The organism is Corynebacterium sp. UD i78, from assembly GCF_056280545.1.
Genome location: NZ_JBWCED010000001.1, coordinates 1,885,868 through 1,911,154, shown reverse-complemented (window position 1 = coordinate 1,911,154; position 25,287 = coordinate 1,885,868). Strand labels below are relative to the sequence as shown.

23 protein-coding genes are annotated in these 25,287 nt (G+C 69.2%); 18 read left to right on the top strand and 5 right to left on the bottom strand.

All coding sequences use genetic code 11. The features are described from left to right. Positions 1-9 precede the first annotated feature (9 nt). Positions 10-1,266, top strand: coding sequence for a type VII secretion protein EccB (gene eccB / locus ACZ9GM_RS08985; RefSeq protein WP_476037678.1), 1,257 nt, complete (start codon positions 10-12; stop codon positions 1,264-1,266). Between the two features lie 294 nt (positions 1,267-1,560). Here the strand turns inward: eccB and ACZ9GM_RS08980 are convergent, their stop codons facing one another. Both ACZ9GM_RS08980 and ACZ9GM_RS08975 read right to left on the bottom strand, forming a co-directional pair. Further along, positions 1,561-2,610, bottom strand: a complete 1,050-nt coding sequence (locus tag ACZ9GM_RS08980) for a S8 family serine peptidase (protein ID WP_476038336.1) — start codon at positions 2,608-2,610, stop codon at positions 1,561-1,563. A 71-nt stretch (positions 2,611-2,681) separates the two neighbouring features. Then, on the bottom strand, positions 2,682-3,935 hold the full coding sequence (locus tag ACZ9GM_RS08975; protein WP_476037677.1) for a ubiquitin family protein: 1,254 nt from the start codon (positions 3,933-3,935) through the stop codon (positions 2,682-2,684). A gap of 223 nt (positions 3,936-4,158) precedes the next feature. Between ACZ9GM_RS08975 and ACZ9GM_RS08970 the strand changes: the two genes are divergently transcribed. The 11 genes from ACZ9GM_RS08970 to ACZ9GM_RS08920 all read left to right on the top strand — a co-directional run bounded on the left by ACZ9GM_RS08970 (position 4,159) and on the right by ACZ9GM_RS08920 (position 14,790). Beyond that, the gene (locus ACZ9GM_RS08970) at positions 4,159-7,473 is read left to right on the top strand and encodes an FtsK/SpoIIIE domain-containing protein (RefSeq protein ID WP_476037676.1); all 3,315 of its coding nucleotides are present in this window, start codon (positions 4,159-4,161) and stop codon (positions 7,471-7,473) included. Then, the gene (locus ACZ9GM_RS08965; RefSeq protein ID WP_476037675.1) at positions 7,470-8,597 is read left to right on the top strand and encodes a type VII secretion-associated protein; all 1,128 of its coding nucleotides are present in this window, start codon (positions 7,470-7,472) and stop codon (positions 8,595-8,597) included. Before ACZ9GM_RS08970 ends, ACZ9GM_RS08965 begins: the two co-directional genes overlap by 4 nt. A gap of 30 nt (positions 8,598-8,627) precedes the next feature. Continuing rightward, a complete protein-coding gene (locus tag ACZ9GM_RS08960) occupies positions 8,628-9,401 on the top strand; it encodes a FadR/GntR family transcriptional regulator (RefSeq protein WP_291474067.1) in 774 nt (257 codons plus the stop codon). A gap of 147 nt (positions 9,402-9,548) precedes the next feature. Further along, positions 9,549-9,833, top strand: a complete 285-nt coding sequence (locus ACZ9GM_RS08955; RefSeq protein WP_291474066.1) for a WXG100 family type VII secretion target — start codon at positions 9,549-9,551, stop codon at positions 9,831-9,833. Between the two features lie 53 nt (positions 9,834-9,886). Further along, complete coding sequence (locus tag ACZ9GM_RS08950) at positions 9,887-10,168, top strand: WXG100 family type VII secretion target (RefSeq protein WP_291474065.1); 282 nt, start codon at positions 9,887-9,889, stop codon at positions 10,166-10,168. 197 nt (positions 10,169-10,365) lie between these two features. Then, the gene (rplM, locus tag ACZ9GM_RS08945; RefSeq protein ID WP_291474064.1) at positions 10,366-10,809 is read left to right on the top strand and encodes a 50S ribosomal protein L13; all 444 of its coding nucleotides are present in this window, start codon (positions 10,366-10,368) and stop codon (positions 10,807-10,809) included. Then, positions 10,806-11,318 (top strand): 30S ribosomal protein S9, encoded by a 513-nt coding sequence (rpsI, locus tag ACZ9GM_RS08940; protein WP_291474063.1) that lies wholly within the window; start codon positions 10,806-10,808, stop codon positions 11,316-11,318. The genes rplM and rpsI overlap by 4 nt, the downstream gene beginning before the upstream one ends. A gap of 255 nt (positions 11,319-11,573) precedes the next feature. Then, positions 11,574-12,920 carry a phosphoglucosamine mutase gene (gene glmM, locus ACZ9GM_RS08935; protein ID WP_291474062.1) on the top strand — a complete coding sequence of 449 codons (1,347 nt, stop codon included), beginning with the start codon at positions 11,574-11,576 and terminating at the stop codon, positions 12,918-12,920. A 108-nt stretch (positions 12,921-13,028) separates the two neighbouring features. Beyond that, complete coding sequence (locus tag ACZ9GM_RS08930) at positions 13,029-13,373, top strand: hypothetical protein (protein ID WP_476037674.1); 345 nt, start codon at positions 13,029-13,031, stop codon at positions 13,371-13,373. Beyond that, a complete protein-coding gene (locus ACZ9GM_RS08925) occupies positions 13,370-14,392 on the top strand; it encodes a hypothetical protein (RefSeq protein ID WP_476037673.1) in 1,023 nt (340 codons plus the stop codon). Before ACZ9GM_RS08930 ends, ACZ9GM_RS08925 begins: the two co-directional genes overlap by 4 nt. 35 nt (positions 14,393-14,427) lie before the next feature. Further along, entirely contained in the window at positions 14,428-14,790 is a 363-nt protein-coding gene (locus tag ACZ9GM_RS08920; protein WP_476037672.1) for a hypothetical protein, read from the top strand. A 34-nt stretch (positions 14,791-14,824) separates the two neighbouring features. On the opposite strand, the gene ACZ9GM_RS08915 is transcribed toward ACZ9GM_RS08920, so the two are convergent. Then, complete coding sequence (locus ACZ9GM_RS08915) at positions 14,825-15,778, bottom strand: dienelactone hydrolase family protein (protein ID WP_291474058.1); 954 nt, start codon at positions 15,776-15,778, stop codon at positions 14,825-14,827. An 18-nt stretch (positions 15,779-15,796) separates the two neighbouring features. Next, a complete protein-coding gene (locus ACZ9GM_RS08910) occupies positions 15,797-15,919 on the bottom strand; it encodes a hypothetical protein (protein WP_291474057.1) in 123 nt (40 codons plus the stop codon). A 204-nt stretch (positions 15,920-16,123) separates the two neighbouring features. Between ACZ9GM_RS08910 and glmS the strand changes: the two genes are divergently transcribed. The 6 genes from glmS to groL all read left to right on the top strand — a co-directional run bounded on the left by glmS (position 16,124) and on the right by groL (position 24,400). Beyond that, the gene (glmS, locus tag ACZ9GM_RS08905; protein ID WP_291474056.1) at positions 16,124-18,007 is read left to right on the top strand and encodes a glutamine--fructose-6-phosphate transaminase (isomerizing); all 1,884 of its coding nucleotides are present in this window, start codon (positions 16,124-16,126) and stop codon (positions 18,005-18,007) included. A 61-nt stretch (positions 18,008-18,068) separates the two neighbouring features. Then, positions 18,069-19,193, top strand: a complete 1,125-nt coding sequence (gene alr, locus ACZ9GM_RS08900) for an alanine racemase (RefSeq protein ID WP_476038335.1) — start codon at positions 18,069-18,071, stop codon at positions 19,191-19,193. A 3-nt stretch (positions 19,194-19,196) separates the two neighbouring features. Continuing rightward, complete coding sequence (tsaE, locus tag ACZ9GM_RS08895) at positions 19,197-19,778, top strand: tRNA (adenosine(37)-N6)-threonylcarbamoyltransferase complex ATPase subunit type 1 TsaE (RefSeq protein WP_291474055.1); 582 nt, start codon at positions 19,197-19,199, stop codon at positions 19,776-19,778. Between the two features lie 201 nt (positions 19,779-19,979). Then, on the top strand, positions 19,980-22,349 hold the full coding sequence (gene tsaD / locus ACZ9GM_RS08890) for a tRNA (adenosine(37)-N6)-threonylcarbamoyltransferase complex transferase subunit TsaD (RefSeq protein WP_291474054.1): 2,370 nt from the start codon (positions 19,980-19,982) through the stop codon (positions 22,347-22,349). Positions 22,350-22,476: 127 nt separating this feature from the next. Next, a complete protein-coding gene (groES, locus tag ACZ9GM_RS08885) occupies positions 22,477-22,776 on the top strand; it encodes a co-chaperone GroES (protein WP_291474053.1) in 300 nt (99 codons plus the stop codon). A 7-nt stretch (positions 22,777-22,783) separates the two neighbouring features. Beyond that, positions 22,784-24,400 (top strand): chaperonin GroEL, encoded by a 1,617-nt coding sequence (gene groL / locus ACZ9GM_RS08880; RefSeq protein WP_291474052.1) that lies wholly within the window; start codon positions 22,784-22,786, stop codon positions 24,398-24,400. 231 nt (positions 24,401-24,631) lie between these two features. Here groL and ACZ9GM_RS08875 read toward each other — a convergent pair whose 3' ends face one another. After that, on the bottom strand, positions 24,632-24,979 hold the full coding sequence (locus ACZ9GM_RS08875) for a WhiB family transcriptional regulator (protein WP_291474051.1): 348 nt from the start codon (positions 24,977-24,979) through the stop codon (positions 24,632-24,634). Positions 24,980-25,287: the final 308 nt, after the last annotated feature.

Genomic DNA, 25,287 nt, shown 5'->3' with positions numbered 1-25,287 from the left:
GAGAACCACATGAGAACGACAGGCCTGCAGGTCTCCGGCTATTCCTTTCTGCTGCGGCGGATGGAGCTCGCGCTGGTCACCGGCGACCCACGCATGGCACATGATCCACTACGCACCCAACGACGCGCGGTCGCCGTCGGCGTGTTGCTCGCCCTGCTCGTCGCCGGCGGAATGCTGCTGGTCGCGATGCTGCGTCCGGCACCGTCGGTGGGGGACGCCGCCCTGGTCACCGATGAATCCGGGGCGCTGCACGTACGCCTCGGGGACGCCTTCCACCCGGTGACTAATGTGGCCTCGGCACGGCTGCTGCTGGGGTCGGCGGAGTCGCCGTCGAAGACCACCGCATCGAACCTGGCCGGGTTCGAGACCGGTCCGCCGGTCGGCATTCCGAACTCCCCGGGGCTGGTCCCGGTCACCGACGGTGAGGCTGACGGGTGGGCGCTGTGCGGGTCGACGGTCGTGGCTGCGTCCTCGTTGGAGGACGCCGGACCGCAGGTCCTTGCCGCTCCATCGGGTCACTGGCTGGTCGTCGAGGGGGTGCGGATGCTCATTCCGGACGCCGGTCCCACCGTCGCCCGGGCACTCGGGGCAGTGCCGGTGCCGGCCGATGATGAGGTGGTGACGGTGCTGCGGCGTGGCCCGGATGCGGCGCTGCCGGCCGGTCGGTCCGGGTTGGACGCACCCTTCGATGCGCAGGGGACGCTGGTGACCGCGGGGGAGCGGGCCTTCCTCGTCGCCGACGGTGGGTTGGCCGAGGTCACGGGGACGCGCCGGGCGGTCGCGGAGGCTCTCGCCGGTGCACCGGTGGTCTCTGACCTGGGGACCGTGCTGGAAGCTCCCGGGACGACGGCGCTGGAACAGTTGCCGGTGGCGGCGTCGTTCCGTGAAGTCGGTGGAGTATGCGCGGGGTCGTCACTGGTGGAGGAGCCGGAAAAGACGTCGGGAGAGGAGCGGGACGGACACTATGCGGGTCCACGGGGAACCGTTGCCGTGGTGACCGAGCGGGGACTGGCCCTGGTCAGTGAGTCCGGGGTGCGGTACGCGGTGCCGTCGCCGGAGGAGCTCGCCGCGCTGGGGCTGCTGGATGACGGCGAGCTGCCGGTGCAGGTGCCGTGGCGGGTGATCGAGCCGCTGCCGGACGGTGGTGAACTGTCCGTCGAGCGGGCCCGGCTGACTGTTGAGGTGGGGTGGTGGGTGAGGCCCGAGGATAGCCCGCAGCCCGCTGGGGCAGAAACGACCCTGCCCCACCACCGGGACAACCGGTGACGGGGCAGGGTCGTAGGAGCAGTTCAGCAGAACTCGTCCTAGATGCTGCCGGTGACGGAGCCGACGACCTGGTTGAGGGCGTGGGCCACGCCGGAGATACCGGTGGTGAGGATGGAACCGACGGTGTTGACGATGGTGGAGATGGCGTCGAGCATGGAATGCCTCCTGTAAGGCGTCGTGTGAATGAACGGCAGCGGATCCGCTGCACTGGAAATGAGGCTACGGACCCTTCCGGTCTGTTCACTGGAGTCCGCCTGCGGGGACCGTGGCAGGTGCGTGACAGTCCCTGGAAAATCACCCGCGAGGACGCCGCGCCACCGCCACGCCGAGTGCCCCGACCAGCACCAGTGACAGCAGAGCCAGTGGAACACGCAGCTCAACGTTCTCGTCCGAGGCAGCGACCAGGTCCACCGCGTCATCCCAGGGAGCGTCCCGGTCGCCCGCCACGGGCTCATCGTCCATCACCGATGCGACCGCCGCCGCCGGATCGATCACCGGCACACCACCGGACCGGGCCGTGTCGACGAGCACCGACCGCACCTGCGCCGCCGAGTGCTCCGGACGCACCTGCCACACCAGCGCCGCAGTGGCAGATACCACCGGAGCCGCGAAACTCGTGCCCGCGAACGGGTCGGGATCACCCACGATGGTCACCTCACCGGCAGCAGTGCGCAGCACCGTGGACACCGGACCACCCGGCGCGACCAGGTCCACCCACACCCCGGGCACCGAATAGTCGGCGACCACACGGCCGAGCCCCAGATCGTCCAGCCGGGACGCGTCGGCGACCCGGGCGTCCACCCCGCCGACCGTGAGGACGCCGGGCAGTGACGCGGGGAACGGCATCTGCCCCTCGGCACACTGTCCGGAATTGCCGGCCGCGGCGACGATGAGCAGCCCGGCGTCTTCTGCATCGGCGACCGCCCGGCGCAGTTCGACGGTGTCCTGGCAGGCCACCAGCGACATGTTCACGATCTTCACCTCGGGGTGCTCGCGGGCGTGGGCGACGGCACGTTCCAGGGCGTCGACCAGTCCGGCGACCGTGCCGGAGCCACGGTCGGTGATCTGGCGGTGGGAGACCACCCTCGCGCCGGGGGCCACGCTGCGCAGGACTCCGGCGACCGCCGTCCCGTGCAGGACGCAGTGGTCCAGATCCCCGTCCCGACCGGGGAGGACGCCGGGGGAGGAGGCACCGGTGTCCACCAGGGCGATCGAGACACCGGCACCGGTGGCGACATCGTGGGGCAGCGGCACATCCACCGGCAGCGCGTCACCGGGCTCAGGAACCCCGCACTGTTCGAGACTCTCCTGTGCGGTGGCCACCGGCGCCACAGCGACCGGCATGGCCGCCACGAACAGGAGGGCAGCGCACATCACCGTCGACCCGTGTCTTATCCGGTACCTCACCCGGTACTTCACCCGATCCCCCTGACCAGGTCGAAGACACCGGTGGTCGCGATGAGCAGCGGCACCGCGACCGCGAAGGCGACGGTCTCCAGGATGTCGATGACCCGGCCGGCCAGCGGGGAGGTGATCTTCACCGCGGGCAGGATCACCGGCAGCAGGGCCACGGCCGGCCACGGGGAGGTGCAGTGCACCAGGGTCCACACCGCGACGGTGACCGCGGTGACCGTGACCGTCACCGCGTGGGCCGGTCGGCAACCGCGGGCAGACAGGCCGGTCACCGCGACCGTCAGACAGGCCGCCACGGCGATCCACCCGGGCGCGGATCCCGGCGGGATGAGCTGGACCACGCCCGCGACGATGACCACACAGCAGGCGATGACCAGTACTGCGTGAACCTGTCGGGCCCGGTCAACGGCGGCGTCCTCGGAGTCTCCGGAGGTGGCCCTCTCTTCGGCCGACCTGGCGTCCTGTCGGCGCAGCCGGTCCGCCGCGGCGAACAGTCCCGTCGCCGGGATCCTCGGCAGCGGCACCCCGGCCAGTCCCAGGGCGGTCTGCCCGGAGACGACCAGGCCGGTCATCCCCGCCAACACCGTCAGCCCCGGCCAGAAGTTCACCGCCGCGGCGACGGCGAGGACCACGGTGACCACCCGTTCGGGTCCCGGCCGCCACACCGCGCAGGCTGCGAGGACGCAACCGGTGAGTACATTGACCTGCACCCCGGCGCTGAAGGCGAGCAGGGCGGCCAGGGCCGTGAATCGCTTCTCGTGCAGGCTCGCTGCAGCAGCCGCCACTGCGAGAACCAGGGTGAGTACGGTGCACAGCAGTACCGTCGGACCGGCCGGATCCCCGGCACCGTCGAGCACACTGCGCGCCCGGTCGCTGATCTCGAGGGGATGCCACACCGGTACCCCGGGGCTGAACGGCGGCAGGACCAGGGTGGATGCCGCCGCCAGGAAGGCCGCGACCCACTCCGAGGGATTGGCCGGCAGATCACCGCTGAGCCGGCCGACCGTGTCTGTCGGTGGAGCGGGCACTGTGGCGCGTGCCAGGGTGAGACGTTCCCCGGGGCGCACCCCGGCCGCATCGAGCCCGTGCTCGGGTCGCAGCACTCCGGACGGCCCACTGAGCTGCCAGTGTTCGCCGGGTGTGGCGTCCACCAGATGGGGCAGGAGTTCGGTGACCGGGACGGTCCCGGACACGGTGGCGTCGAGGACGCGTTCGCGCCCACGGTCGTCGACGACGGTGATACTGACGGCGATCACTGGTGGATTCCCCCTGGTGGATGATGCTGTGACAGGTACCGCGGCCCCCGGTGGCGCGGTATGTGAGGGCAACTTTAGGCGATAAACATTCCGCGTGCACCGGGATTGCGGTATTGTCGCCGAACACAGGCGTAAGCCAGAGATCATGTTGTCGGGGGTCCGGGGCCACAGGGGGCGCGGGCAGGGTCGATGACGGGGACTTTTTCATCCGAGGGGACAGCCGGTGCAGACGCAACCACCACCATCACTGCCGAAGAACAAGCAGCCGTTCCTGCGGCTGCTCATGCCCGCTGTCATGCTCGTCGCCGTGCTCGGCATGGTCGCCGCGATGATGCTCTCGGGGATGGCCCGCAGCCCGATGACCTTCATTTTCCCTCTGATGATGATCGGGTCGATGGTCATGATGTTCCAGCCCGGCGGCCAGGACGTCGACGAGATCCGACGCAGCTACCACCGCCATCTCGACGCGCTGACCGACGGCGTCCGGCGCGCCCGGCACACACAGCGGGAGGATGCCGAGCGCCGTCACCCTCACCCGCAGGCACTGTGGACCCGGGCGGCCGAGGGGATCGACGGGCAGGATGTCGAACCCGGCGTCGTGCGTCTCGGTACCGCCGTCCAGGCCCCCGATGACCCGATCGACATCCCGGTCGACGTGCCCCCGGAAGATCTGGAGCCGGTGTGCGCGATGAGCCTGCGCGACCTGGCGACCCGGCATGCCACCCTCGACGCCCCGGTGGCGGTGGACCTGCGGGAGTTCCCGGTCGTCGCGGTGACCGGACCCGGGGCATCCGACCAGGTCAGAGCCATGCAGGGTGCGCTGGTACTGCAGGATCCGGGCGTCGTGGGCATCGACGGCCCACATGACCGGTGGCTGCCGCACGACGGCGCGCTGCGGATCAACTTCCGCTACAGTGCCGAGGTCGATTCACCTGCGCACCAGGCATCGGCACCTGCGCGCTGCACGGTCGTCGCCGACCCGGACGAGGCCGCCGAGGAGACCGCCCGGACCCGCGGCCTGCTGCTCCACTCCGACGGGGAGGTGCTCTCCGCGTGGACCGTCGACGGCTGGCGTCCCTTCGCCACCGCCGACCGGCTCAGCGACGTCGAACTCGCCGCCCTGTGCCGCGCCCGCTGTACCCGGCGCAGCGAGACCTCCCTGCTCGACCTGCCCGGTGGTGACCTGCGCGCGCCGATCGGCCGGGCCGGTCAGTCACCGGTGTACCTCGACATCCGGGAGTCCGCCAAGGGCGGCATCGGCCCGCACGGGCTGTGCATCGGCGCGACAGGGTCGGGCAAGTCCGAGCTGCTGAAAGCCGTGGTCACCAGCTTCGCCCACCACCACAGCGCAGAGGAACTGAACTTCGTCCTCGTCGACTTCAAGGGTGGTGCCGCCTTCGCCGGCCTGGAACGCCTGCCGCACACCGCCGCGGTGATCACGAACCTCTCCGAGGAGGCGGTGCTCGTCGACCGGATGCAGGACGCTCTGCTCGGCGAGATGCACCGTCGCCAGGAGACCCTGCGCGCCGCCGGCCTGTCGACCGCCACCGAGTACAACCGGCGACATCCCGGCGAGATGCCTTCACTGTTCATCGTCGTCGACGAGTTCTCCGAGCTGCTCCACGCCCGTCCGGAGTTCGCCGAGGTCTTCGCCGCGGTCGGACGCCTCGGCCGGTCCCTCGGCCTGCACCTGCTGCTCGCCAGCCAGCGGTTGGAGGAGGGGCGCCTGCGTGGCCTGGAATCCCACCTCAGCTACCGCATCGCACTGCGGACCTTCTCCGCGGCCGAGTCCCGCGCCCTCATCGGCTCCACCGCCGCCCACGACCTGCCGGCCAACCCCGGTGCCGCGATCCTCGCCGAGGCCGGCGGGGCAGGCCAGGTGCGGTTCCAGTCGGCCTATGTCTCCGGTCCCGAGGTGCCGGCCGATCGACGCATCATCCGCGAACTCGGGGTGGAACCGGAGGCCACCGGCACGACGATGGACCTCGTCGTCGACCGGCTGGCCGGGCCGAACCTGCGTCCGATCTGGCTGGATCCGCTGCCTACCGACCTGCCGGCCAGCCGTCTTCTGGGAGCAGCGGAACACGACAGCGTCCCGTTGTGCGTCCCGGTCGCCCTGGAGGACCTGCCCTTCGACGGTGAACAACGACGCCTCGACATCGACCTGCGTCGTCGCCACTGGGCCGTCGTCGGCTCACCGGGCACCGGCAAGACCACCCTGCTGCGCACCCTCACCGTCGGGCTCGCCCTGACCAGCCCTTCTGTGGCGGTCTACATCCTCGACCCCGGCGGTTCCCTGGCCTCCCTGACCCGGCTTCCGCAGGTCGCCGCGGTCGTAGGCGCCGACCGGGTCGACCGGCTGCTCGATGAGTTGGAGCAGGACGCTTCTCCCGGTGTCACCCACCGCGTCCTGCTCATCGACGGGGTGGACACCCTGGGCGAGAGCGACCGTCGGCTCGCCACGCTGGTGGCCGGTGGCCTGGAACGTGGCGTCCACGTGGTCGTCACCGCGCTGCGCTGGACCTTCCGGCCCAGCCTGCGTGACCTGCTCACCGGGACCGTCGAGCTGAAGATGACGCCGACGGACTCCACGTTCCGTGACACCCAGCGCAGCCTGCCCGATGTGCCGGGTCGCGGCGTCTCCCCGGCAGGACGCCATATCCAGGTCGCCCATTCCGACGAGGAGGCCGTCGAACACGCCCGTCGGGTCAGTACGGCCCGTAGCGAACCTGACCTGCAGATGAAGCTGCTCCCGGAAAGGGTGTCCGCCACCGCAGCCGGTCCCGCAGAGCCCGGGAAGGTCGTCCTCGGCGTCGGCGGTCCCACCCTCGGTACCGTGACCTGGGACCCGGCGTCCTCCCCACATCTGACCGTGGTCGGTCAGGCCCGGTCCGGGGTGACGACCACGCTCCGCACCGTCATCGCCGGACTCGCAGATCCGGACGCGTGGGAGGAGGGGAGTGCGGAACTGCTCGTCGCCGACGGACGCCGCGGACTGCTCGGTGTGCCGGGCTACCGCTCCCCGGTGTCCTTCACCGACGAACTCACCCGCTGGGCCGGGGTGCTGCGCGAGAGGATCCCGGCCGACGTCACCACGCTGAGCCCGCAGATGCTGCGCGACCGCAGCTGGTGGACCGGCCCGGAACTCGTGGTCGTCGTCGACGACCTCGACCATTCGGCCGACCTCGCTTCGGCACTCGACATCCTGGTGCCGCTGCTGCCCCATGCCGCGGACATCGGCCTGCACCTGGTCACCGCGCGGCGCAGTGCGGTGATGGGGCGCAGCACCTACACTCCGCTGCTCCAGGGGGTGCGCGACAGCACCGCCTGGGTGCTGCTCTCGGCGCCTCGGGAGGACGGTCCGGTCGCAGGTCAGGTGCTACGGCCCAGCACACCGGGGCGTGGCGTCCTCGTTGTCGGGGACGCCGTGGAACTGCAGGTCGCTGTGGCGGAGGAACCGACAGTGGATGAGACAGAGGATCAGACAGGGGATCAGACAGGGGATCAGACAGGGGATCAGACAGGGGAGAAAGAGTGAACGCGACAGGAATGACGGTGCAGGCGGTGTCGCTGGTGGAGTCCGGCATCCTCGTCAACGGATGGACGGTGACCGACCTGCTCAGCGGGTTCAGCGTCCGGTGCGACGCGCCGGGCGACAGCACAGGTCTGCTCTGGCGGGGCTCCACCGTGCCGCTGAGCAGGTTGGAGGCGGTCCGTGAACTCGTCGCCGAGGCACTTGAGGAACGCGCGGCGGACCCGGACCTCACCGATCCTAATCCGCGGACGCCACGGGTCCGATTCCCCTGGGGCGTGGGCGAATCCACCACCGATGTGCTGGTCACCGGGGAGAACGCTGCGACAGTCGCCGCCTACCTGCGCACCGTCGGGGTGCGGGCACGGTGCGTGGATCCGGACACCGCGCTGCGCCTTGCCGCAGACCTGGAGATGGCGCGTGCCGAGCTCGCTGAACTGGAGGGCGGGGAGCTGGAGGAGGAACCTGAGCAGGAGTTGGTGGACGCGGAGACTGACGCGGAACGCCCACCGGTGCGCCAGGCACTGCTCGCCGTCACCGCTGTTGTCGTGGTACTGGTCGGTGTCCTGGCCGTGGCAGGCATCCTCCGACGGGGCGGGGACGAGTCTGTCGCCGCCGCACTGCCGACCGGGGCGACCTCCAACGTGGTGCCGACGCCGGAGCAGGAGTCTGTGGCCGCCGCGCCCACAGACGACGCACTGTTCGCCGACCCGGTGCGCCGCGGCGACGCCACCCCGGAGCACATCACCGAGCGTGCGGACATCCCCGTCAACGCCGACCTCGACGGCTGGACCCTGCGCGAGGCCACCGACCGCCGTGAGATCTGGATGTCGGACGACCCGGACGCCCGCATCCTCGTCGCCGCCACCCCGACCCCGCTGGGCACCCAGGAAGAACTCGACGCCCGACTGCTCACCGGCCTCGCCGACATGCCGGCGGCGAAGGTCACCTCGCAGCACCCTGTGGACTACGCGGAGGACAGCGGACGGTCGACCACCCGCTGGCAGGTGCGCCTCATCGACGGCCACCAGGTCTCCGTCGGCTGCCAGTACCGGGCGGGCACCGCAGAGGAGACCGCAGGACGCCTCGCCGCCTGTGACAGGTTCACCGCCACCGCCCGGGTGGGGTGAACCGGCGCTCACCGTGGTAGAACCGACGGCATGTCAGAAATCTCAGACTCCGGGCGTCCTGCACCTCGGACCAGCACCCACTCGCTGGTCGTCGAGGCGATCGAGAACCGGATCCTGTCCGGGGCACTCGGCGTCGGCGACATGCTTCCGCCGGAGCGTCAGCTCGCCGAACAGCTCGGCGTGAGCCGAGCGGCAGCCCGCGAGGCGATCCGGGTGCTGGAGAGCCACGGCGTACTCGAGTCCCATGTCGGCTCCGGTGCCCGTGCCGGGACATTCATCACCTCGATGCCGACCACGGCACTGAGCCGATTCCTGAAACTGCATGTAGCGCTCAACAACTTCGCCCTCGACGAGGTCGTCCAGACCCGCATGATCCTCGATGTCGAGAGCGCGCGCATGGCCGCCGAACACCGCGACCCCGAGATGCTCGAACTCATGGAGCAGGAGCTCGCCGCCATGGACGGGGACGAGGAGGCCGACGGTGCCGACAGTGCCGACAGTGCCGACAGTGCCGAGCTGAGCCGGGAGGACTTCGGGGACGCCGACACCCGCTTCCACGTCGCCCTGGCCCACGCTGGCGGCAACCGTCTCTTCGCCGACATGACGCAGGCGATCCGCGAGTCACTGCGCGCCCCGCTGCTGGAGGGCTACCGGGCGCGGGAAGACTGGACCGCCATGCAGGCCACACTGCAGTACCAGCACCGCGCGCTGCTCGATGCGGTGACCCGGGGGGACGCCGACCTGGCCGCGGAACTCGCCGCCGAACACGTCCGGACGTCGTACCAGGTGCTGTCCGGGAAGTGATGTCGGCAGGGAGTAATTTCGGCAGGGAGTAATTTCGGCGGGGAGTAATTTCGGCGGGGAGTGAACCGGACGGGGGTCTGTGGAGTCTAACTAGGGGACGGCCTCGACAGGGGCCCGGAACCTACACAGAAATATGAGGGGGAAGCCATGAGCTTCAGGACAACCACCGACGTCATGCATGCCACCGCGGGGAAAGTGGACACGGTCAACGACCAGGTACAGGCCGAACTGAACCGGCTGCAGGGCACCGTAGATTCCGTGCAGGGGGTGTGGCGGGGCGAGGCGCAGGCGTCCTTCGGGAATCTGATGGTCCGCTGGAACGACGCCGCCCGCGAGCTGCGCGCGGCACTGACCGGCATCGCGGAGAACATCCGCGGCAACGCCCGGTCCTTCCAGCAGGTCGAGGATGACAACGTCGCGGCGTTCCGCTGACCGGCACCCACCAGAACTCCACCACAGATCAGCCACAATCCGAGGAGACAGCAATGATCCAGTACGACTTCGCCATGATCGCCCAGGCGGCCGCCGACATCCGCGCGACCAGCCGCAACATCAACGGAATGCTCTCGCAGCTCAAGGGTGACGTCGCCCCGATGGTCGCCGAGTGGGAGGGGACGTCCGCCGTGGCCTACCAGGACGCCCAGCGCCGGTGGGACAACTCCCTTGAGGAGCTCAACATGGTGCTCGACTCCGTCGCCCGTACCGTCGACGACGCCAATGCGCGGATGAGCCAGATCAACACCAGCGCAGCGAACAGCTGGGCGTGACGGTCACGGGCGTCCCCACGGGTTTGGCACACGTGACCGGGGGGGAGTACTGTCTTTCAGGTTGCGGTCACCCCGGTGTATGCCCCGGTGACCGGTCCGCGGGTCTCAACCGGCCGCCGCGGGCACCCCGGAAACACGGTGAAAGCCTGATTCAGGGCAGACGGGCCGGCAGCTCCATGAAGACAAGGAGTCCTTAAGTGACTACTTTCCACCCGAAGAGCGGTGACATCACCCGTAAGTGGTACGTCATCGACGCCACTGACGTGGTTCTGGGCCGTCTCGCCACCCATGTTGCAGGTCTGCTGCGCGGCAAGGGCAAGGCCATCTACGCCCCGAACACCGACTGCGGTGACAACGTCATCATCATCAACGCCGACAAGGTCGCGATCTCGTCCAACAAGCGTGACCGCGAGTTCCGTTACCGCCACTCCGGTTACCCGGGCGGTCTGAAGACCATGTCCCTGGGCCGCTCCCTGGAGCTGCACCCGGAGCGCGTCGTGGCTGAGGCGATCACCGGCATGATGCCGCACAACCGTCTCTCCCGCCAGTCCGTGAAGAAGCTGCGCGTCTACGCCGGTGCCGAGCACCCGTTCGCCGCCCAGCAGCCCGAGACCTACGAGATCAAGAAGGTGGCCCAGTGAGCGACAACGAGAACTACGAGGCCACTGAGGCCGTGAGCGAGGAGTTCGTCGCCACCATCGGTGACACCGTCGCTGAGGTCGAGGAGACCGACGAGGCCACCCCGGCCGTCGCCGATCTCTACGAGGGCCCGATCCAGACCGTCGGTCGCCGCAAGGAGGCCGTCGTCCGCATCCGTATGGTTGCCGGCTCCGGCCAGTTCACCTGCAACGGTCGCACCCTGGAGGACTACTTCCCGAACAAGCTGCACCAGCAGCTGATCAAGGCTCCGCTGGTCCTGCTGGACCGCGAGAACCAGTTCGACTTCCAGGTCAACCTCAAGGGCGGTGGCCCCTCCGGCCAGGCCGGCGCGATGCGTCTGGCTATCTCCCGTGCCCTGAACAAGTACAACCCGGAGGAGCGGGCCGCCCTGAAGAAGGCCGGCTTCCTCACCCGTGACGCCCGTGCGGTCGAGCGCAAGAAGGCAGGTCTGCACAAGGCCCGTCGCGCCCCGCAGTACTCCAAGCGCTGATTGTCCGGGGCCCTGCGCCCCGCCTGTCAGCCCTGGTGGGCTGTGTCCCGGTTCTTCCGGGCAGAGACGCCGTCCATGGCGCACCCCGTGTGCGCCGTGGGCGGCGTCTCGCTGTGTCCGGGTCGCGGGTGTGCCCGCATCGCGCAGCCTGAGGCTGTTCCGTCACCCGCTCGAACAGCCTCTGGCTGCGTGATGCCGACACAGTCCCGGCACCGACACCGGAACTCGCACCCCCGCCCACTAGACTGGCTCCCCATGAGCAGACTTTTCGGAACTGACGGGGTGCGCGGTCTGGCCAACCGTTCCCTGACCGCCCCCCTCGCCCTGCGGCTGGGGGCCGCTGCGGCACGCGTCCTCACCGAGACCACGACGGGCTCCCAGCGTCGACCGGTCGCCGTCATCGGACGCGACCCCCGCGTCTCCGGCGAGATGCTGGTCGCGGCACTCTCGGCCGGCATGGCGTCCCAGGGCGTCGATGTGCTGAACGTGGGCGTGCTGCCTACCCCGGCGGTGGCCTTCCTCACCGACGACTACGGCGCGGACATGGGTGTGATGATCTCGGCGTCCCACAACCCGATGCCGGACAACGGCATCAAGTTCTTCGCCGCCGGCGGCCACAAGCTCGACGACACCGTCGAGGACGAGATCGAGGCTGCCATGCTGGAGCTGAAGGAGTCCGGCCCGACCGGCGCCGGCATCGGCAGGATCATCGAGGAGTCCGGTGACGGCCTGGAGCGCTATTTGTTCCACCTGGCCTCCTCCGTGCCCGCACCGCTCGACGGAATCCGAGTCGTCGTCGACTGCGCCAACGGTGCCGCCAGCGAGGCCGCCCCGCAGGCCTACGCCCAGGCCGGGGCGGATGTGGTGGCGATCCACAACCACCCGAACTCCTACAACATCAACGACGACTGCGGTTCCACCCACATCAACGTCGTCCGAGATGCCGTCCTGGAGCACCACGCCGATCTCGGTCTCGCCCATGACGGGGACGCCGACCGCTGTCTTGCGGTGGACTCCGAGGGCAACATCATCGACGGTGACCAGATCATGGCGATCCTCGCGGTGGCGATGAAGGAATCCGGCGAGCTGCGCAAGAACACCCTCGTCGCCACGGTCATGTCCAACCTGGGCCTGACCCTGGCGATGAAGGAGCAGGGTATCGAGCTGCGCCGCACGAAGGTCGGTGACCGCTACGTGCTCGCCGACCTCAACGCCCAGGACCTGTCCCTGGGTGGCGAGCAGTCCGGCCATGTCGTCATCCCCGCGCACGGCACCACCGGTGACGGCACGCTCACCGGCCTGTCGATCATGGCCCGGATGGCGGAGACCGGTCGTACCCTGCGCGAACTCGCGTCGGTGATGACTGTGCTGCCGCAGACCCTGGTCAATGTGCCGGTCGAGGACAAGGAGCGGATCCACACCTCCCCGGTCGTCGCCGAGGCCGTCGCAGCGGCGGAGAAGGAGCTGGGCGAGACCGGCCGGGTGCTGCTGCGCCCCAGCGGCACCGAACAGGTTTACCGCGTGATGGTTGAGGCCCCCACCGCCGCCGACGCCAAGAAGATCGCCGGGCAGTTGGCCGCGGTGGTCATCTCCGAGGGCTGATATTTCCCGGCAGTATTCGTGGTGGTGCGGGAACCTTCCGGGCCCCGGTGGAGTCAAACAGGGGTATGACTGTCCGCCACCGGGGCGTGGCAGGGGAGGAGGACCACTGTGAGGGCACATACGGACCGGATGTCCGTCGATCCGGACCGGGGGAGGGACGCCGTCACCGCCGCTCTGGCCGCGGTCGACGCCGCCGGACCGGGGACGCGACCGGAGACATCACCAGCGACGCCGTCCGCGGCGTCCTTCGGTCAGGGGCTGGGGATCAGGGGTGCGGCGGTCGTCGCGCTGTTGGCCGGTGCGCAGGACACCCGCGCGGAGCACCTGCGCCGGATCCGGGCAGGACTGGAGGACGCACAACGGTCGGTGCAGCGTATCGTCGGTGCGGACCACCGGTCGGCCGGGACGGTCGCAGACACCGGACGGACGACCGGCGGGGGTGGTCTCCGGTGACCACCGTTGCCAGGGCCGAGACGGACGCCGCCCTCGGTACACTTGCCGCCACCGCGGAGCAGACCGGCTGTCCGCCGGAACCGGTGCGTCGGATGTGCGAGCTGGGGGAATTCACCCGGGGTCTGGACACCGCCACCATCACCGCGGTCGCCGGTGCCGGTGGCACGGTCGTGGACTCGGCGGCTCAGATCGCTCCACTGGTCACCGAGGCCGCCGGGGTGATCGAAGGTATCGGCGGCGGGGTGCCGAGCCAGGGACTCTGTGACGCCGGGGACGCTCTCGTCTCCCACAGTGGACTCTGGCAGGACGCGGTGAGCTCGGTGGGCAGCTGCGCCGGGGCGATGGACCAGCTGACCGCAGGGTGCGCGGGGGAGATCAGTGCTTTCGTCGAGGACGTGTGCGGGTTGGCGTCCACCGCACTGGCGTGCGGTGCCGGTGATGCCGCCGCCGGCATGGTGCAGGGGGCGGTGACGGTGGTGTCCGACATGCTCGGTCAACGCAACAACGGCCTGGAGGCACTGGTCGACATCACCGTCGGTGACTGTTTCCCGGCCGCCGACGACATGCTCATCGCCGGTGCCGTCGGGGCGGCAGGTCTGGCCGTCGGGGGCGGTGCCGCAGTCGCCGTCGGTGGCGCGTTGGAGATGGCCGCGGAGTTCACCGTGGAGTCCGCCGGGGAGCCCGCCGCCGGGCCGTCCGACTGCCCTGAACCGGCACCCGAGCCGACCTGTCCTGAACCGGAGCCCAGCGTGGACCCGGTCCACGGCTTCGACAAGACCGAGCGGCTGCCGGACGCCACGGGCGCCCCGACTGTCGTCGCCGAGGTGGGCACCGCCCCGGCCGCGGAGGACACCCCGCCGGTGTCACCGGCAGCTGTCGGGGAGACCCCGGAGACTGCATCAGCCGGGGATGCCGGGGATGCAGGGGACGTCGCGACCGACGGGTGGAACCCGGACATCTGGACGACCGACGCCGGCGTATCCACCGGCACCACGCCCGAGTCCGCCGACGCCTGGTGACCGACACCGGGCCCATCTGAAACAGGAGAGAGACCATGACAGATTCCGTGACAGGCACCGCGACAGGCACCGCGACAGGTGCTGTGTCAGAGACTGCACGCCCCACACAGATGAGTGACGCCCACCGGGCGGTGATGGACGAATACCTCGGCAGCATGCGTCGGGCCAGCGAGGACTTCGTCGAGGCCTACCGTGCCCAGACCGAGGTGCTGCGGAAGTTCACCGCAGAGGTGGAGGCGGTGATGGCGGACAAGGATCTGCCGGACACCCTCCGTCGCAGCCTGGAGAAGGTCGCCGGACAGGCGGACCGGGACGGGAATGCCGAGGCACCCCACCGGATCCCACCGGTCCGGCAGGGCAGGTCCCCCGACGACCTCTTCAATGCCCGGGTCCCCTGAACCGGGCGGCCCGTAACGGGCCACCGACCACAGGTCAGCGGTGAAGGATAGCGTCCTGCAGCTTCTCACCCGGGTCGAAGAACTCGGGGAAGGACTCGAACAGTTCCCGACGCGTCGCCGTCGAGGTTCCCTTGATGTCGGGGAGATCCGCACCGAACCGGTGCAGCGGAGTGAAGGCTTTCGCCTCCCCGTTTTCCACCGCGCCGTCACCGGCGATGAAGCCGATGATGAGTGCACGCACCAGCTCCTGGACTGCGAACTCGAGACCCGCGCCACCGATGCCGACCTTGCGCAGCACCGGCTCGCTGAACCCCGCCGGGCTGCCCTTGAGGATCTTGCGGTAGCCCACCGGGCCACGCCAGTTCGCGGCGAGACGTCCCGCATTGCCTGTGGGTACTGAACCGGGGCGCCCCGCCTCCAGCACCAGGCCGGGCGCCTCCACGACACGGGCGGCCTCGTAGCAGCTGGGGGTGGTGTCCGACGGGTACACGGCGATGACGCCGGCCAGGGACGGGGTGTCACCGGAGCTCGGCGTGGTGACCGGACGGCCCGCCGCCGCGAGCACCGCAGTACCGGCACCCATGCCGTGACCGGCGAGGTACAGACGGTTGACGTCGACGACCGTGGCGCCGTCACCGAGCTTCACGCCGGCGAGGATCTTCAGTGAAGATTCCAGGTCGGCGGCGAAGCCGCGGTGGTCAGGCCGGAAGCCGGTTTCGGTGTCCGGAGCTGCGACGGCGATGCCCCAGCTCGCCAGGTTCCGCAGCGTGACGTGGTAGGCGTCTGCCGAGATCCGCCAGTCGTGCGCGAACACCAGACCGGGCACCGAGGTGCGCTTCCTGCGTCCGGAACGACCGGCGCCACCGGACCCGTTGACGGGTACGTAGACCCGCCCCGGCAGTCCGGCGACACCGAGGTCGCCGACATGGACGTCATAGGGACCGGGCCTGCCGAGGCGGGCGATCAGGTTCTTCACATTCTCAGCCACGGTCACAATGATAGGGGATCAGAACGGCAGCAGTGCCCAACCGCCGGGAACCTGGACGAACTGGCCGCCCTGACCAGCGACACGGGGATTGCCGAAGTCGGCCGGGGTCAGCTGGTAGCCACCGACGGCGAGAGTCTTCATTCTTCATTCCGGACAGTTCTTTGTGAGTCAGATGGACAGGGGATCCTGGTAGGGGTCGGAAGCAGGATGCTTCCGGGGAAGAACATCAGGACCGTCACGTCCGAAGTCCATGGACGGAACATACGGGTTCCCTACCAGTCGACCGGACACCCTCAGGCACACCGGAGTAACCCCCGGAACGACTGTCTCGGTAGGGTGGTGCGCATGTGTGGAATCGTTGGTTACGTCGGAGATGCGGCCCGTAACGTCAGTGCCCTCGACATCGGTCTGGACGCTCTGGCGCGGATGGAGTACCGGGGGTATGACTCCGCCGGAATCGCGGTGGTGCGCCCCGGTGATCTCGAGGTGGAGAAGAAGGCCGGCAAGCTGGCGAACCTGCTGGACCAGATCGATGCCGCCGGCGGCCGGGACAGTGAGCGCTTCGCCGGTGCGACCTGCATCGGCCACACCCGCTGGGCCACCCACGGCCGGCCGAACGACACGAACGCCCACCCGCACGTCTCCTTCGACGGCAAGGCCGCGATCGTCCACAACGGCATCATCGAGAACTTCGCCGAGCTCCGCGCGGAGATCGAGGCCGCCGGCATCGAACTGACCAGCGAGACCGATTCCGAGGTCGCCGCCCACCTCGTCGCCCTGGCCTACAACGGCGGCCCGACCGCCGGTGACTTCGAGGCGTCCGCCCTGGCGGTGCTGCGTCGTCTCGAGGGTGCCTTCACCCTCCTGTTCACCCACGTGGACGCCCCGGGCAAGATCGTCGCCGGACGCCGCTCCACCCCGCTGATCGTCGGTGTCGGCGAGGACGAGATGTTCCTCGGTTCCGATGTCGCCGCCTTCATCGCGCATACCCGGAAGGCCGTCGAGCTCGGCCAGGACAATGTCGTCGTCATCACCAAGGACGACTACCGGGTCATGGACTTCGACGGGACGCCCGCCGAGGGCCGCCCGTTCGACATCGACTGGGACCTGGAGGCCGCCGAGAAGGGCGGTTTCGACTCCTTCATGATGAAGGAGATCTTCGAGCAGCCCGCCGCCATCCGCGACACCCTCGCAGGCCACTTCGTCGACGGACGTGTCGTCCTCGACGAGCAGCGCATCTCCGACGAGGACCTGCGCCAGGTGGAGAAGGTCTTCGTCGTCGCATGCGGCTCGGCGTACCACTCCGGCCTGCTCGCCAAGTACGCCATCGAGCACTGGGTGCGGCTGCCTGTCGAGATCGAGGTCGCCAGCGAGTTCCGCTACCGTGACCCGGTGCTCGACAAGCAGACCCTCGTCGTCGCCGTCTCCCAGTCCGGTGAGACCGCCGACACCCTTGAGGCCGTCCGCCACGCCAAGTCCCAGGGTGCGCGCGTCCTGGCGGTGTGCAACACCAACGGTTCGCAGATCCCGCGTGAGTCGGATGCCGTGCTCTACACGCACGCCGGCCCGGAGATCGGTGTGGCGTCCACCAAGGCCTTCCTCGCCCAGATCGCGGCGAACTACATCGTCGGCCTGGCGCTGGCGCAGGCCCGTGGCACAAAGTACCCCGACGAGATCGAAGACATCTTCGACCAGCTGGAGGCCATCCCGGCGAAGATCGAGAAGACCCTCGAGCTCAAGGACCGGATCCACGGCCTCGCCGAGCAACTCGGCCCGATCCGGACGATGCTCTTCCTCGGTCGCCACGTCGGCTACCCGGTGGCGCTGGAGGGCGCGCTCAAACTCAAGGAGCTGGCGTACATCCACGCCGAGGGCTTCCCCGCCGGTGAGCTCAAGCACGGCCCGATCGCGCTGATCGAGGAGGACCTCCCGGTCGTCGTCGTGGTTCCCTCCGCGCAGGGACGCGAGATCCTGCACTCCAAGATCGTCACGAACATCCAGGAGATCCGGGCCCGCGGCGCGAAGACCATCGTCATCGCCGAGGAGGGCGACGAGTCGGTGAAGCCCTACGCGAACTTCCTGCTCGAGATCCCGGCGTCCGGCACGCTGCTGCAGCCGCTGCTGTCCACGGTGCCGCTGCAGTTCCTGTCGGCCGAGATCGCCCGCCAGTGCGGCAACACCGACATCGACAAGCCCCGTAACCTGGCCAAGTCGGTCACCGTCGAGTAACCACCACACAAGACGAAGGAACGGAACCACGGACACCACGCACGTCCTCGCTGAAACAGTCATCGACCTCAATGCGGTGGCGCACAATGTGCGCACGCTGGCGGGGCTCGTCGCCCCGGCGGGCGTCATGGCCGTGGTGAAGGCCGACGGCTACAACCACGGCATGGCCGATGTGGCCCGCACTGCAGTGGACGCCGGCGCTGCAGAGCTCGGCGTCGCCACGCTCGGTGAGGCCCTTGCACTGCGGGACGCCGGGGTCGGTGCCCCGGTCACCGCGTGGATATGGATCGTCGGGGAGGACCTGCGCGGTGCCGCCGAACAGGACATCACCCTCGGGATCCCCTCGCTGGCACACCTGGAGGCCGCTGTCTCCACTGCCGCCGAGTCCGCCGCAGCAGGACGCCCGCTGAAGGTCGGCCTGATGGTGGACACCGGGCTGTCCCGCTCCGGCATCAGCCCGACGGAGTGGCCCGCCGCCCTGGATGCCGCCGAGGCCGCCGTCGACGCCGGTCTGCTCGATGTCACCGGTCTGTTCTCTCACTTCGCCAGTGCGGACGACCCGCTGTCCCCGACGACGGATCTGCAGGAGAAACGCTTCTCCGCCCGCATCGGCGAGTGCCGTGCCCGCGGCATCGACGTCCCGGTCAACCACATCGCGAACACCCCGGCGGCTCTGTCGCGGGTGGATCTGCGCCACGAGATGGTGCGTCCCGGCGTCGGGATCTACGGGGTGGACCCGTGTGCGATCCCCAGCGGTGTGGAACTGCGTCCCGCGATGACGTTGCGTGCGAAGGTCGTCACCACCCGTGTCGTGGAGAAGGGCGAGGGTGTCAGTTACGGGCACCACTGGATCGCCCCGGAGGACCACCGCACCGCCGTGGTCGCCGTGGGCTACGCCGACGGCCTGCCCCGGGCGATGTCCGGCAACTTCGGCGTGACGATCGACGGTATGTGGTACCCGCAGATCGGCCGGGTGTGCATGGACCAGATCGTCGTGGACCTCGGACCGGTGGCCGCGGAAGGGCCGGGCGCGTCGGTGCGCCCCGGTGACTGGGCGGTCATCTTCGGCGAGGGAGGACGCAGCGTCCGCGAGATCGCGGACGCGGCGGGCACCATCGACTACGAGATCCTCACCATGCCGCGTGGCGGCCGTGTGGCCCGCCGGACCATTCCCGTGGGGGAGTGAACCATGGGCGTGGATGTCACCGCCGACTTCACCGCCCCGTCCGGGACGGTGCCGGCATCCTCTGCGGAGGCCATGCGTCAGTTCGGCGAGCAGCTCGGTGCGGTTCTGCAGGCCGGCGACGTGGTCGTGCTCACCGGGCCCCTGGGGGCCGGGAAGACCACCTTCACCCAGGGGCTTGTCCGTGGCCTGGGGGCGAAGGGTCGCGTGCAGTCGCCGACCTTCACCATCATCCGGGAGCACAAGGCCGGTAGCCGCCCCGACGGGACGCCCGGTGTCGGCCTGCTCCACATGGACGCCTACCGGCTGCTCGGAGACGCGGTGCACACCGCCGTCAGCGAGGAGGGCGCGGACATCCCCCGCGAGGCGGTGCTCGACATCCTGGAGTCCCTCGACGTCGACGATGACCTGGGGGACCGGGTGCTCGTCGCGGAGTGGGGCAGAGGAGTGGTGGAGACCCTGTCGACCCGGGTCATCGACGTGGAGATCGTGCGTGATGAAGGCGCAGAGGAGACTGATGCTCTCGCTGATGACGATGAGCCACGTGACCTGCTGTGGACCTGGATCGACAGAGGCAAGACTCATTAATTACTCCCCCTGTGTTTAACCCCCGACGGGGGTTTCCGGAAGAAATCGGGTGCAAGGGATTGTGTAGATGACGCATCACGTGCATAATGGGTCTCGGATCACTGTGAGGGGTGTATCCAACAGGAACCCCGCTGCAAATGGAGAGTGCAGCGGGGTTCCGCCTTATCTTCACCGGGGGCGGGGGAAGTAGAATCCGTGGTCATGCATGTTCTCGCGGTCGACACGTCCACCTCCTACGTCGTCGCCGGGGTGGTCGACATCCCCGACAACTTCTCCGGCGCCACAGGCATCCCTGCCACTCCCGCCGTTCTCGCCCACCGCACCGAGCTGAATCCGCGTGGGCACATGGAGGTGCTGACCCCGAACATCGTCGACTGCCTCGCCGAGGCGGGCCTGTCCCCGGCCGACCTGGACGCTGTCGTCGTCGGCACCGGACCCGGTCCGTTCACCGGTCTGCGGGTCGGCATGGCCACCGGCGTGGCCTTCGGCGAGGCGCTGAACATCCCGGTCCACGGCGTCGAGAGTCACGTCGCCACAGCCTGCGCGGCAGAAGAGCAGGGGCCGGTCCTCGTCGTCTCCGACGCCCGACGCCGGGAGTGGTACTGGTCCGTGGTGGACGCCACCACCGCCCACATCACCGACGGTCCTACGGTGACCGCCCCCGGCGTCCTCACCGAGCGGCGCCCGGGCGCGACCGTGCTCGCCACCCGCGAGATCGCGGCGAAGCCCGATCTGGTGCCGGCCTCCTGGACCGTCACCGACGAGGACGCCCACCCCACCCCGGAAGGGCTGGTCATCGCGGCCCTGCGCCGCCACACCCTCGCCGGACTCCGACGCCCCGGCGATCCGCTGCGTGCGCTCTACCTGCGCCGCCCGGACGCCGTCGAGCCGACCCGCAGGCCGGTCTCCGAGGCGCTCGACTTCAGCGGCGTCGATCTCGCCGAGGCCGTCGGTACCCCGGTAGTCGCCGCACTGACCGTTGAGGACGCCGAGGCCTGCGCCGCCATCGAGGAATCCGTCTTCGCCGGCGACTCCCCGTGGTCGGCCGCGGTCTTCCGTTCCGAGATCGCCGCCCCGCACACCCGCTATATCGGCCTGTTCCGGGAGGGCACCCTGCTCGGCTTCGCCGGCCTGGCCATGGCCGGTCCGCCGGACGACCCCGAGTTCGAGGTCCACACCATCGCCCTGTCCCAGGACGCCCGGGGCCACGGCTGGTCGAAGCTGCTCATGGACCCGCTGATCGAACTCGCCGACCGTCACGGTGGCCCGGTGTTCCTCGAGGTCCGTACCGACAATGAGCCCGCCGTCGGTCTCTACCGTGCCTACGGGTTCGACGTCACCGGCACGAGGAAGGGCTACTACCAGCCCTCCGGGGCGGACGCCTTCACCATGCACCGCCCGGCGGCCGCGCAGCCCTCCGTGGCGACCGACAATGCCGGAACCCCTGCGTCCACCCCGCGCATCATCTTGGGGATCGAGAGCTCCTGCGACGAGACCGGCGTCGGCATCGTCGAGCTTGGGGAGCGCGAGGGGCAGACCCGCGTCACACAGATCAGCAACCGCGTGGCGTCCTCCATGGAGCAGCACGCCCGGTTCGGCGGTGTGGTCCCCGAGATCGCCTCGCGTGCACACCTGGAGGCACTCGTCCCCACCTTGCAGGCAGCCCGCGCCGACCTGGAGAAGGCCACCGGACGCACCCGCCCGGACGCCGTCTCCGCGACCGTCGGACCGGGTCTGGCCGGTGCACTGCTCGTCGGTGCCGCCGCGGCGAAGGCCTGTGCCGCGGCCTGGGAGGTGCCCTTCTACGGGGTCAACCACCTCGGCGGTCACGTCGCCGTGGACACCCTCCACACCGGCGACACCTACGGCACCGACCGGGACAAGGACATCCCCGATGACCTGCCCCATGCCGTCGCCCTGCTGGTCAGTGGCGGTCACACCCAGATTCTCGAGGTGCACGGGGTGGGTAAACCGATGGTTGAACTCGGCTCCACCCTCGACGACGCCGCCGGCGAGGCCTACGACAAGGTCGCCCGACTGCTCGGTCTCGGCTACCCGGGCGGCCCGGTCATCGACCGGCTCGCCGCGAACGGTGATCCGGCCGCCGTTCCCTTCCCTCGCGGCCTGTCGAAGAAGTCCGACCCGGTCTACGACTTCTCCTTCTCCGGGCTGAAGACCGCGGTCGCCCGCTTCGTCGAACAGGCGGGACGCCACGGTGAGACCGTCGCCGTCGAGGACCTCTGTGCGTCCTTCCAGGAGGCGGTGGTCGACGTGCTGACGGCCAAGGCCGTGAAGGCCTGCCGCGACACCGGGGCATCCGTCCTGCTGCTCGGCGGGGGAGTGTCGGCGAACCGTCGGCTGCGTGCCCTGGCCGCCGCACGCTGTGCGTCCGCCGGGGTGACGCTGCACGTCCCTCCGCTGCCGCTGTGCACCGACAACGGCGTGATGATCGCGACGCTGGCCGCCCACCTCATCGGGGCGGGGACCGCGCCGAGCGGGCTGCGGGTGGCGACCGACCCGTCGATGGACGTCGAGGTTCCGGTGCTGGCACTCGGAGAGGTTGAGCGTTAGCACTCAACCGGGGTAGAGTGCCAAGAGGTTGCAAGACACACAGTTGTTCACCCGCGACGACGGCTGTGCAGGCTCACCAACCGGCACAAGCAAACTCATTCGGACTGAATACACGGAGGTATTCATCGTGGCCAACGTCAACATCAAGCCCCTCGAGGACCGCGTCCTCGTCCAGATCGTCGAGGCTGAGACCACCACCGCGTCGGGTCTGGTCATCCCGGACTCCGCCAAGGAGAAGCCGCAGGAGGCCACCGTCGTGGCCGTCGGACCGGGCCGCTGGCACGATGACGACGACCGCATCCCGATGGACGTCGCCGTCGGCGACACCGTCGTCTTCTCCCGCTACGGCGGCACCGAGCTCAAGTACGACGGCCAGGAGTACCTGCTCCTGAGCCAGCGCGACATCCTCGCCGTCATCGAGAACTAGGAGCCCCATGTCGAAGCTCATCGCATTTGACCAGGAGGCCCGCGAAGGCCTCCAGCGCGGTGTCGACACGCTGGCGGACTCCGTGCGCGTCACCCTCGGCCCCAAGGGCCGCAACGTCGTGCTCGACAAGGCCTTCGGTGGCCCGACCGTCACCAATGACGGTGTCACCATCGCCCGCGACATCGACCTCGAGGACCCCTTCGAGAACCTCGGTGCCCAGCTGGTGAAGTCGGTCGCCATCAAGACCAACGACATCGCCGGTGACGGCACCACCACCGCCACCCTGCTGGCACAGGCCCTCATCAACGAGGGCATACGGACCGTCGCCGCCGGCGCCAACCCGCTGGAGCTCAACCGTGGCATCGACGCCGCCGCCGAGAAGGCCCTGGCGTCCCTGCGCGAGCGTGCCCGGCCGGTCGCCGACAGCACCGCGATCGCCAACGTCGCCACCGTCTCCTCCCGTGACGCCGAGATCGGCGCCAAGGTCTCCGAGGCCATGGAGAAGGTCGGCAAGGACGGCGTCCTCACCGTCGAGGAGTCGCAGTCCATCTCCGACGAACTCGTCGTCACCGAAGGTGTCTCCTTCGACAAGGGCTACCTGTCCCCCTACTTCGCCACCGAAGAGGAGACCGGACACGCCGTCCTGGAGAACGCTCTGGTGCTCCTCGTCCGCGAGAAGATCAGCTCCCTGCCCGACTTCCTGCCCGTCCTGGAGCAGGTCGCCAAGTCCGGCAAGGAACTGTTCATCGTCGCCGAGGACGTCGAGGGTGAGCCGCTGCAGACGCTCGTCGTGAACTCCATCCGGAAGTCCATCAAGGCCGTCGCCGTGAAGGCGCCGTACTTCGGTGACCGCCGGAAGGCCTTCATGGACGACCTCGCCGTCGTCACCGGCGGTTCCGTCGTGGACAAGGAGATCGGCGGCAACCTCTCCGAGGTGAAGATCGAGGATCTCGGCACCGCACGCCGGATCACCGTCACCAAGGACGAGACCGTCATCGTCGACGGTGCCGGCACTGCCGCGGACCTCGAGGCCCGCCGTACCCAGATCCGTTCCGAGATCGAGAAGACCGATTCCACCTGGGACCGGGAGAAGCTCGAGGAGCGTCTGGCGAAGTTGTCCGGAGGTGTCGCCGTCATCCGTGCCGGTGGTGCCACCGAGACCGAGGTCAACGAGCGCAAACTGCGCATCGAAGACGCCATCAACGCCGCCCGTGCCGCTGCCCAGGAAGGTGTGATCGCCGGTGGCGGTTCCGTCCTGGTGCAGATCGCCGCGGAGCTCGACGAGTACGCCGCGTCTTTCGAGGGCGACCAGGCCACCGGTGTGAAGGCTCTGGCCCGTGCACTGCGCCGTCCCGCCTTCTGGATCGCCGACAACGCCGGCCTCGACGGTGCCGTGGTGGTCTCCAAGATCGCTGAGCACGCCAACGGTGAGGGCTTCAACGCCGCCACCGGTGAGTACGGCGACCTGCTGGAGCAGGGCATCATCGACCCGGTGAAGGTCACCCATTCCGCGGTCGTCAACGCGACCTCCGTGGCGCGGATGGTCCTGACCACCGAGACCGCTGTCGTGGAGAAGCCGGCTGAGGCTGCCCCCGCCGCGGCCGGCCACGGTCACCACCACTAGGTGTCGCGTCGCCGGGCTGTTTCGCCCGGCACTGGACACGCAGAGAGGCACGGTCCCCGAAACGGGGGCCGTGCCTCTCTGCTGTGCGTGGTCGTTGATCGCTGTCGTGACGGTCATCCGGTTCGGCTCTGCGCCATCCGGCTGTGTCGATCCCGGCAGGAAACCGTCACAACCGGATGGCGCAGGACGCAACGCGATGGCGCAGGGTGGGGCAGAGCCGGTGGTGGCGTCTTACGCGGAGACGCGGACCTCGCGGGCGGTGCGGCTGACTCCGCCGCTGACGCGACCGACGACCCGACCGGTGCGCTGTCGGCGGTCGGCGGCGGCGCGCTCGGACTCGCTCATCCCACCCCAGATGCCGTAGACCTCGCCGACGGCCAGGGCGTGGTCGCGGCACTGTGCCAGCACCGGGCACTCACGGCAGATCGCCTTGGCGCGGTGCTCACGCATCGCACGGGCCCGGCCACGCTCACCGTCCGGGTGGAAGAACACGGCGGAGTCTGCACCCCGGCAGGCACCGCGGAGCTGCCAATCCCAGAAGTCAGAGGTCGGTCCAGGAAGCTGGCTCGGCTGCGGCATGGTGGTTCTCCTCGTGTCGGGGTCTGTGCGGATCTTTCCCGGGATCACGCTGTCGTGATCCGATGACCACAGCTTCGCCGCCGTTCGTGAACGTCACGTAACAGCCTGTTGTTGAGAAGATGTCGAATGTTCGGACCGTGTGTCCGCAACCGGGTAGCCCCTGTGTGTCCCGTATTTCGTCAGGAAACACACGTTAGGACAGGTTTCCGGCCGCGGCAGCGCGAAATGTCACGTTCTACCCCGTTCCGGGGGTGATCTGGGGGGAAGTGCTTTCAGAAACGATGTTGTCGACGCTCTCTCTGAGCGGC